This window comes from Streptomyces sp. M2CJ-2 (genome assembly GCF_016757295.1).
Classification (GTDB): Bacteria; Actinomycetota; Actinomycetes; order Streptomycetales; family Streptomycetaceae; genus Streptomyces.
In genome coordinates, this window is the sequence record NZ_JAESIF010000222.1 from 1 (window position 1) to 1,663 (window position 1,663).

Below are 1,663 nucleotides of genomic sequence, written 5' to 3' on the forward strand. Positions count from 1 at the left end.
CGGCGGCGAGCTCCTCCGGGGTGGGATGGCCCCGTACGACCTTGATCACAGCGGCTCCTGGGGGGCTAGAAGGGGGGCTGGCAGGGGGGCGGGCAGGTGGCTAGAGGGGGATGTTGCCGTGCTTCTTGGGCGGCAGCGACGCGCGCTTGCTGCGCAGCTGGCGCAGCCCGCGCACCAGGTGCCGGCGGGTCTCGGACGGCATGATCACCGCGTCCACGTAGCCGCGCTCGGCCGCGGTGTACGGGTTGAGCAGCGCGTCCTCGTACTCCTGCATCAGCCTCGCCCGGGTGGCCTCGGCGTCCTCGGCCTCGGCCAGGGCGCGCCGGTGCAGGATGTTGACCGCGCCCTGCGCGCCCATCACCGCGATCTGCGCGGTCGGCCAGGCCAGGTTCACGTCGGCGCCCAGGTGCTTGGAGCCCATCACGTCGTAGGCGCCGCCGAACGCCTTGCGGGTGATCACCGTGATCAGCGGCACCGTGGCCTCCGCGTAGGCGAAGATCAGCTTGGCGCCGCGGCGGATGATGCCCTCGTGCTCCTGGCCCACCCCGGGCAGGAAGCCGGGCACGTCCACGAAGGTGAGCACCGGCAGGTTGAAGGCGTCGCAGGTGCGCACGAACCGGGCCGCCTTCTCGCTGGCGGCGATGTCCAGGCAGCCGGCGGACTGCAGCGGCTGGTTGGCCACCACGCCCACCGGCCGGCCCTCGACGCGGCCGTAGCCGGTGAGGATGTTCGGCGCGAACAGCGGCTGGGTCTCCAGGAACTCGCCGTCGTCCAGCACGTGCTCGAGCACCGTGTGCATGTCGTAGGGCCGGCTGGCCGCGTCCGGGATCAGGGTGTCCAGCTCCCGGTCCTCGTCGGTGACCGTCAGGTCCGCCTCCTCCGGGAAGGCCGGCGGCTCGGCGAGGTTGTTGGACGGCAGGTAGGACAGCAGCTGCTTGACGTAGTCGATGGCGTCCTTCTCGTCGCCGGCCAGGTGGTGGGCCACCCCGGAGGCGGTGTTGTGGGTGCGGGCGCCGCCCAGCTCCTCGAAGCCGACGTCCTCGCCGGTGACCGTCTTGATCACGTCCGGGCCGGTGATGAACATGTGCGAGGTCTGGTCGACCATCACGGTGAAGTCGGTGATCGCCGGGGAGTAGACCGCGCCGCCCGCGCACGGGCCGAGCACCAGGGAGATCTGCGGGATCACCCCGGAGGCGTGGGTGTTGCGGCGGAAGATCTCGCCGTAGGCGCCCAGCGAGGCCACCCCCTCCTGGATGCGGGCGCCGCCGGAGTCGTTGATGCCGATGATGGGGCAGCCGGTCTTCAGCGCGAGGTCCATCACCTTGACGATCTTCTGCCCGTAGACCTCGCCCAGCGCGCCGCCGAAGACGGTGAAGTCCTGGGAGAAGACGGCCACCGGGCGGCCGTCGACGGTGCCGTAGCCGGTGATCACGCCGTCGCCGTAGGGGCGGTTCTCCTCCAGGCCGAAGTTGGTGGAGCGGTGCCGGGCGAACTCGTCCAGCTCCACGAAGGAGTCCTCGTCCAGCAGCAGGGCGATCCGTTCCCGGGCGGTGAGTTTGCCCTTGGCGTGCTGTTTTTCCACGGCGCGTTCCGAACCGGCGTGCGTCGCCTGGTGGATCCGTTGCTGCAGGTCCGCGAGCTTCCCCGCGGTCGTACGCATGTC

The 1,663-nt window shown here is 70.8% G+C and carries 2 protein-coding genes; both read right to left on the bottom strand.

What is annotated here, in order from left to right; genetic code table 11:
* A partial coding sequence (locus JL475_RS41840; RefSeq protein WP_368860259.1) for an acyl-CoA carboxylase subunit epsilon occupies positions 1 to 49 on the bottom strand: 49 nt, incomplete at its 3' end.
* Positions 50 to 100: 51 nt separating this feature from the next.
* Positions 101 to 1,663 (bottom strand): acyl-CoA carboxylase subunit beta (locus JL475_RS38945; RefSeq protein ID WP_202282917.1); only part of this gene is annotated, 1,563 nt, incomplete at its 5' end.